At 38.1% G+C, this 6,531-nt stretch carries 6 protein-coding genes and 1 pseudogene; 6 read left to right on the forward strand and 1 reads right to left on the reverse strand.

The window, feature by feature from the left end; all coding sequences use genetic code 11:
- The first annotated feature begins 7 nt into the window (after positions 1-7).
- From QPK98_RS15030 to QPK98_RS15045, 4 genes and pseudogenes are all read left to right on the forward strand, one after another.
- Positions 8-985: a DUF4837 family protein gene (locus QPK98_RS15030; protein WP_310994286.1), complete on the forward strand. Its 978-nt coding sequence runs from the start codon at positions 8-10 to the stop codon at positions 983-985.
- A 553-nt stretch (positions 986-1,538) separates the two neighbouring features.
- On the forward strand, positions 1,539-1,856 hold the full coding sequence (locus tag QPK98_RS15035) for a T9SS type A sorting domain-containing protein (RefSeq protein WP_310994287.1): 318 nt from the start codon (positions 1,539-1,541) through the stop codon (positions 1,854-1,856).
- 19 nt (positions 1,857-1,875) lie between these two features.
- Entirely contained in the window at positions 1,876-2,454 is a 579-nt protein-coding gene (locus tag QPK98_RS15040) for a hypothetical protein (RefSeq protein WP_310994289.1), read from the forward strand.
- Positions 2,455-2,812: 358 nt separating this feature from the next.
- Positions 2,813-3,292, forward strand: a pseudogene (locus QPK98_RS15045) (DUF4837 family protein); the annotation flags it as partial.
- A gap of 76 nt (positions 3,293-3,368) precedes the next feature.
- On the opposite strand, the gene QPK98_RS15050 reads toward QPK98_RS15045, so the two are convergent.
- Complete coding sequence (locus QPK98_RS15050) at positions 3,369-3,575, reverse strand: twin-arginine translocase TatA/TatE family subunit (RefSeq protein ID WP_310994290.1); 207 nt, start codon at positions 3,573-3,575, stop codon at positions 3,369-3,371.
- 120 nt (positions 3,576-3,695) lie between these two features.
- On the opposite strand from QPK98_RS15050, the gene QPK98_RS15055 reads away from it, so the two are divergent.
- Both QPK98_RS15055 and QPK98_RS15060 read left to right on the forward strand, forming a co-directional pair.
- Positions 3,696-4,559, forward strand: a complete 864-nt coding sequence (locus tag QPK98_RS15055; RefSeq protein WP_310994291.1) for a M23 family metallopeptidase — start codon at positions 3,696-3,698, stop codon at positions 4,557-4,559.
- A gap of 6 nt (positions 4,560-4,565) precedes the next feature.
- Positions 4,566-6,056 (forward strand): GH3 auxin-responsive promoter family protein, encoded by a 1,491-nt coding sequence (locus tag QPK98_RS15060; RefSeq protein ID WP_310994292.1) that lies wholly within the window; start codon positions 4,566-4,568, stop codon positions 6,054-6,056.
- The last annotated feature ends 475 nt before the right edge of the window (positions 6,057-6,531 follow it).

The raw sequence follows: 6,531 nt of genomic DNA on the forward strand, positions 1-6,531 counted from the left end.
CCTTTTCATGAAATCACTTCATATCCTACTTTTTTCGCTGTTACTTGCTTTTACCTCGTGTAATGAAAGCGGAAAAAGAGACAAATCTTTGCTTCCTGACTCTGTTGGAAACATTAACGCCTTACAGATTGTCACTTCCAACGAACTTTGGAACGGTATTGTTGGCGAGGCCATCAGAAATAATTTTGCCGCGCCAACGGATGGTCTTCCGCAAGACGAACCCTTATTTTCCATGAACCAGATGCCCCCAGAAGCTTTTGACGGTTTCGCACGTAGCAACAGACTGTTTCTATATGTGGTTTTAAGCGATGATGACAAGGTGTCTATAGCCGAAAACGAATATGCAAAACCACAGGCCGGAGCGCTGATTAAAGCCACTTCGGAAGAAAAGCTTGTGGAGCTTATAAATAAAAATTCGGCGAAAATCATTGAAAATTTCAAGGCTTCCGAAATCAAGGAAAGACAGCGTAGAACGGCTATTTCTCTTTTAAAAACCGATTCATTAAAAAATAAAATGGGGGTTAGCCTTAAAGTGCCCAGCGCCTACCGAATTGCAAAAGGCGCCGAGAATTTTTTCTGGCTGCGGAAAGATTTAAAGGATGGAACCACCAATATTCTTGTGTATGAAGTGCCATTGACCCTGATAAAAAACGATACCACCGCCGTTGCAGACATCATAAAGATTAGGGATTCCATTGGCAGTAAATTATTGCCCGTGGAGGACGATGGGCAATTTATTACCGAAGATGCTTACGCTCCATACCTATTTAAATCTAAAATTGATGGACACTTTGCGTACGAAACCAAGGGAACTTGGGAAGTAAAAGGCGCTTGGATGGGCGGTCCCTTTATAAACTATGCCGTCCGCGATGAAAAAAACAATCGGTACCTTATCTTGGAAGGTTTTACCTATGCCCCTTCCGTATCTAAGCGGAACCTGCAGTTTGAATTGGAATCTATTTTGAAGTCGGCTAAGATTGAGTAAATTATAAATTATTCTGAAAACAAAAATGGGCTCTATGTTGTTTCAAGTGGGTAATTTTTTCAAAGATCAAAGTTTTATAAGTGCTGTTTTGGCCTAGTAAAAGTTTACGTAAAAAATGATCCGCGATAGCTATCGGGAGAGTGGAGGGTTGAGCAAACTAGCGCCAGCCGCCCAGATAATTTTAATCTTATCGATATTTAAATATTAACTATTTTGAACGAACAAATGTGAGCCTTTGGTTTGCGCCGCAACGAGGTAAATTTTTAGTAAAGTTTTGCTTAGCCTAGCCTTTTTTTTGGCTTGGTTTATCCTGAGCGGAGACGAAGGTTTTTTTCTGGCAATGAAAAAAAATGAACAATTATTATTTACATGATTCAATTTTAACAGTTGAACTTAGAGTTAGATATTTTTATTAATAAAAAGTAATCTACCCACTATATTCAACATAGTACCTAAAGTAAAGAGTATTAAATTTGCTTTTTCCATTATTTTGTTTCATTTTAGCAAAACCATAACTCCCCAATTAGAAGTCCCATTTTAAACTTTTAACGTTATGAAACAAAGTATTTCCCCCCCCCCCCGAAGAATAGTTTTATTGCTATTTTTTATGACTGCCTACGCTGCCACGGCGCAAACTTTTATGGATAATGTACGTGCAGAGATCCAGACCAAAATCCAACATCTAAACCAAAACGATGTCCCTACACGCATACTTTATGACATGTACGGGCAGAAGAAAACTTCTAATCGGGCTTTAGGCAACAATCCCTTAACTCTTAATATTAGCAACATCCCTAATGGTATTTATATTTTAAAGATTATAGGACAGAATGGAGTCGAAGCAACAAAACACATAAGTATAGAAAGATAATAATTTTAAAAATGAACAAATGAAAAAATTTATGATTTTAAAATTCTTAATAATATTTGCCCTATTATTATCCAGTTGTAATAAAGACGATGAGAATAACGGAGACCAAGAATGTGTAAAAGATGAAAACTTTTTTGAGGCTCATTTTAATGGAGAGACTGTAGAACCCTATTACAACCAAGGCGGGGGGGTTGGTCGATATACCCTTAGTTTTACTAGATGTGATGACAATGGCAATGATTGGTTACTGACAATAAATACAGAAAATGATTTAGGGCTTTATCTATCTTTTATTGGTATAAATGGAACTGGTGTCTATGATCTTAATTTTGGTGATCCAAATCATATTCCTGCAAATTGTGCGGAAAATATTTCCCTTTATTTATTCAACCAAAACGCATTTGAATATTCTTATTTAAGTTCAACAAATGGAACGGTTGAGATAACCGAAAATGATAACGCTTCCGGAATACTTGTAGGCACTTTGACCTGCGAGATGGTAAGCACCGCCGATCCCTCCGTAAAAAAAACCATAACGGGGGAGTTCAATCTCAATAAATCCACCTTGGACAAAACTAAAAAGCCGTGTTGGCTGTAAGATAATATTATAGATTTTCAACAATTTTTAGAAAACCATTGTTCGCGAGCGTTCAAAAATTAACCGTAACGATAAAGTAACCATCAAGCATGTGATGTGTGGAGAAAACAAAACCTTAAAATACAAGCAGGCCCTTCTATTGATTGACAAAGGGGATTGGGTGCTTGTTGATGAATAGATTTAGAGCGAAAAACCAAATACAAGCTTTAAAATTATTTTTAAAAAAGAAATCCTTCACGGTTGTGGGGGGGGGGGTTATTAATAAGTAAAGTATGGCTCTATGTTGTTTCAAGTGGGTAATTTTTTCAAAGATCAAAGTTTTATAAGTGCTGTTTTGGCCTAAAAAACCGATTCATTAAAAAATAAAATGGGCGTTAGCCTTAAAGTGCCCAGTGCCTACCGAATTGCAAAAGGTGCCGAGAATTTTTTCTGGCTGCGGAAAGATTTAAAAGATGGAACTACCAATATTCTTGTATATGAAGTACCATTGAACCTGATAAATAACGATACCACCGCCGTTGCTGACATCATAAAGATTAGGGATTCCATTGGCAGTAAATTATTACCCGTGGAAGACGATGGGCAATTTATTACCGAAGATGCTTACGCGCCATACCTATTTAAATCTAAAATTGATGGACACTTTGCGTACGAAACCAAGGGAACTTGGGAAGTAAAGGGCGCGTGGATGGGTGGTCCCTTTATAAACTATGCCGTCCGCGATGAAAAAAACAATCGGTACCTTATCTTGGAAGGTTTCACCTATGCCCCTTCCGTATCTAAGCGGAACCTGCAGTTTGAATTGGAATCTATTTTGAAGTCGGCTAAGATTGAGTAAATTATAAATTATTCTGAAAACAAAAATGCCTTTCAAACTTTTATTTGAAAGGCATTTTTAATTATTTAAAAACGAATTATTTCTTATCGTCTATTTTGCTGTCTTTAATGTTCGGGTCAGTATCTTCATCTTTTGAGGCATCCTTAAATTCTTTAAGGCCACTTCCTAAGCCACGCATAAGCTCTGGAATTTTCTTTCCGCCAAAAAGCAATAGTACGATAACTACTATGAGTATTATTTGCCAAGGCCCAATCATACCTAATGGAATAAACAATGTGTTCATGTTTTCTATAATTTAATTATGCAAATGTAGCAAGAAATGTTTAGATAGAACGTTTTGGGGAAAACTTTAGCATCTGTGGCTCTAGTTTATTTTATATTTGTAAAAAGTATTAAGTAAATAATGGTAAAGAAAGAAAAAAAGGCCAAACGCTTTAAACGCAAGTTATTGCATAAATACCGTTTGGTTATACTTAATGAAGAAACCTTTGAGGAGCGCTTTTCTTTTAAGCTGAACAGGCTGAATGTGTTTATTTTCAGCACGCTATTTGCCTTATTTCTAATAATTACCACTACTATATTAATTGCCTTTACCCCGCTTCGGGAGTATATTCCCGGCTATTCATCTACGGCCCTAAAAAAACGGGCTACAAAATTGGCCTATAAAACCGATTCGCTTCAAAAAGTATTGGAATTGAATGAGCAATACTTGGTTTCAATTAAAAAAGTACTTACCGGCGATGTAAAAATGGTCAACTTTAATAAAGATTCCATTATTGAGGTCGCAAAGTCAGACCCGGCCGTTTTAATACAAACTTCGAGAAAAGATTCGCTGTTGCGGGTTAAAGTTGAAAAGGAAGATAAATACAATCCGCTTATTGCGCCTCAACTTCAGGAATATACATTCTTTTCGCCTGTAAAGGGCAATATTACCGAAAAATACGACTCTAAAGCCAAGCATTATGCCGTAGATGTTGTTACCGTTAAGGATTCACCGGTAAAAGCGGTGGCCGATGGTACGGTTATATTTGCCGAATGGTCTGCCCAAACGGGGTATGTAATCATCATTAAGCACAATAACGGTTTTATATCGGCATATAAACACAATGCCATGCTTACCAAAGACCAAGGAGAACTTGTAAAAGCGGGCGAGGTTATTGCCACCGTGGGCAGTACCGGAGAGCTTACAACGGGGCCACACCTGCATTTTGAGCTTTGGCGGGATGGTTTTCCGGTCAATCCAACCAATTTTATAGATTTTGATTAATAGCCTATGTCTTTAAAATCCATTGCTGCCAAAATTTACGCCAAGATTGTTGTTCTGCGAATTAAAAAGTGGGCCAAAAACCCAGTTGAAACCCAGCAGAGGGTTTTTTCTGAATTAATAACTGAAGCAAAAGACACCGCTTTCGGAAAGGACCATGACTTCGCCAATATTAACAGCTTTCACGATTTTGCAGCACGTGTTCCCATAAGAGATTACGAGGCCTTAAAACCATACGTAGAGCGTGTTGTTGCAGGGGAAGAAGATATACTCTGGCCCGGAAAACCGCTTTATTTTGCCAAAACTTCTGGCACTACTTCGGGCGCCAAGTATATTCCGCTTACCAAGGCTTCTATGCCATATCATATTAGCGCTGCCCGAAACGCCATTTTATGCTATATCAACGAAACGGGCAATGCCGATTTTGTTGATGGGAAGATGATTTTTTTGCAAGGAAGTCCTGAAATGCACGAAAAAAACGGAATTCAAGTTGGAAGGCTCTCCGGCATCGTGGCCCATTATGTTCCCGCTTATCTTCAAAAAAACCGATTGCCGAGTTGGGAAACCAATTGCATTGATGATTGGGAAACCAAAGTAGATGCCGTGGTTGATGAGACCAAGAATGAAAATATGACGGTAATCAGCGGGATTCCGTCTTGGGTACAGATGTATTTTGAAAGACTACAACAACATACCGGCAAAAAAGTGGGTACGCTTTTTAAAAATTTCAATCTCTTTATATATGGCGGTGTTAATTTTGAACCTTACCGTGCCAAATTTGAAGCTTTAATAGGAAGAAAAGTAGATAGCATAGAGCTGTTTCCTGCCAGTGAAGGTTTTTTTGCATTTCAGGATAAACAGAAGGAGAAAGGCATGCTTCTGCTACTGGATTCCGGTATATTCTATGAGTTTATTGAAGCGAGCACTTTTTTTGATGAAAACCCAAAGCGGCTTACTATAGGCGAAGTTACGGTTGGCGTCAATTACGTAATGATTATCTCTACAAATGCAGGGCTTTGGGGTTATAATCTGGGCGATACCATTCAGTTTACCGCCACGGAGCCCTACCGTGTAATTGTTTCGGGACGGATAAAACATTTTATTTCGGCATTTGGTGAACACGTAATCGGGAAAGAGGTAGAAGAAGCCATGAATAAGACTATGGCCAAATTTAACTTTTCTATTTCTGAATTTACCGTTGCTCCACAAATAACCCCAGAGGGTGATGAATTGCCGTATCACGAGTGGTTGGTTGAGTTTGAAGAAGAACCCGAAAACATGCGGGAAATGGCAGCTTTTCTAGATGCCGAAATGCAGGAACAAAACTCATATTACTTCGATTTGATTGAAGGAAAAATACTGCAACCTTTGGTCATTAGATCGTTAAAAAAGAACAGTTTTCAGCAATATATGAAGTCGCAAGGGAAATTGGGCGGCCAAAACAAGGTACCGCGACTTTCCAACGATCGTAAAATAGCCGATGCCTTACTTAAAGTTTAGAATTAATAATATTACCGAGCTAGAAGTGTACTAAAGTATTTAAACGCGTTTATTTTCCGTTCTAATTCTTCGTTCATAATTTCCGTAAAACTGGCTGTGCAAACCAATCGGTATGGTCAGAGAATAAAAGAGCAACTTCGCTTTCTGCGCGACTTCACAAAATTGAATTGGTATATAACCGGTTGTGCAGTTTGATTAAGTTTTGACAATATTGCCCAAACCCAACAGCGATTATTACCAAATCCTTCGTTTTTTCCTTCAGAATTGAGGTAAAAAAACAATAGCGTCCTAAACGTTCATAAGGTAACCATTGAAAGCCTTTGTTTAATATGGCTTTAGAGATAATATGAAGCTTAGGGGTCTGTAATTGAGAATTCCTGTTTTTTGGCCTATCGAAAATTTATCGTAAAATTTGAAGTGAAGTTCCCGTAAAATTTTAGGCTGTTTGAGCCAGCAAAGATAGTCATCAAAGCAC

Source organism: Aequorivita marina, assembly GCF_031631895.2.
Classification (GTDB): domain Bacteria; phylum Bacteroidota; class Bacteroidia; order Flavobacteriales; family Flavobacteriaceae; genus Aequorivita; species Aequorivita marina.

Coding starts and splice junctions, on each gene's coding strand:
- QPK98_RS15040 (WP_310994289.1), top strand. CDS start 1,876: ATGAAAAAATTTATGATTTTAAAATTCTTAATAATATTTGCCCTATTA.
- QPK98_RS15050 (WP_310994290.1), bottom strand. CDS start 3,575: ATGAACACATTGTTTATTCCATTAGGTATGATTGGGCCTTGGCAAATA.
- QPK98_RS15060 (WP_310994292.1), top strand. CDS start 4,566: ATGTCTTTAAAATCCATTGCTGCCAAAATTTACGCCAAGATTGTTGTT.
- QPK98_RS15035 (WP_310994287.1), top strand. CDS start 1,539: ATGAAACAAAGTATTTCCCCCCCCCCCCGAAGAATAGTTTTATTGCTA.
- QPK98_RS15055 (WP_310994291.1), top strand. CDS start 3,696: ATGGTAAAGAAAGAAAAAAAGGCCAAACGCTTTAAACGCAAGTTATTG.
- QPK98_RS15030 (WP_310994286.1), top strand. CDS start 8: ATGAAATCACTTCATATCCTACTTTTTTCGCTGTTACTTGCTTTTACC.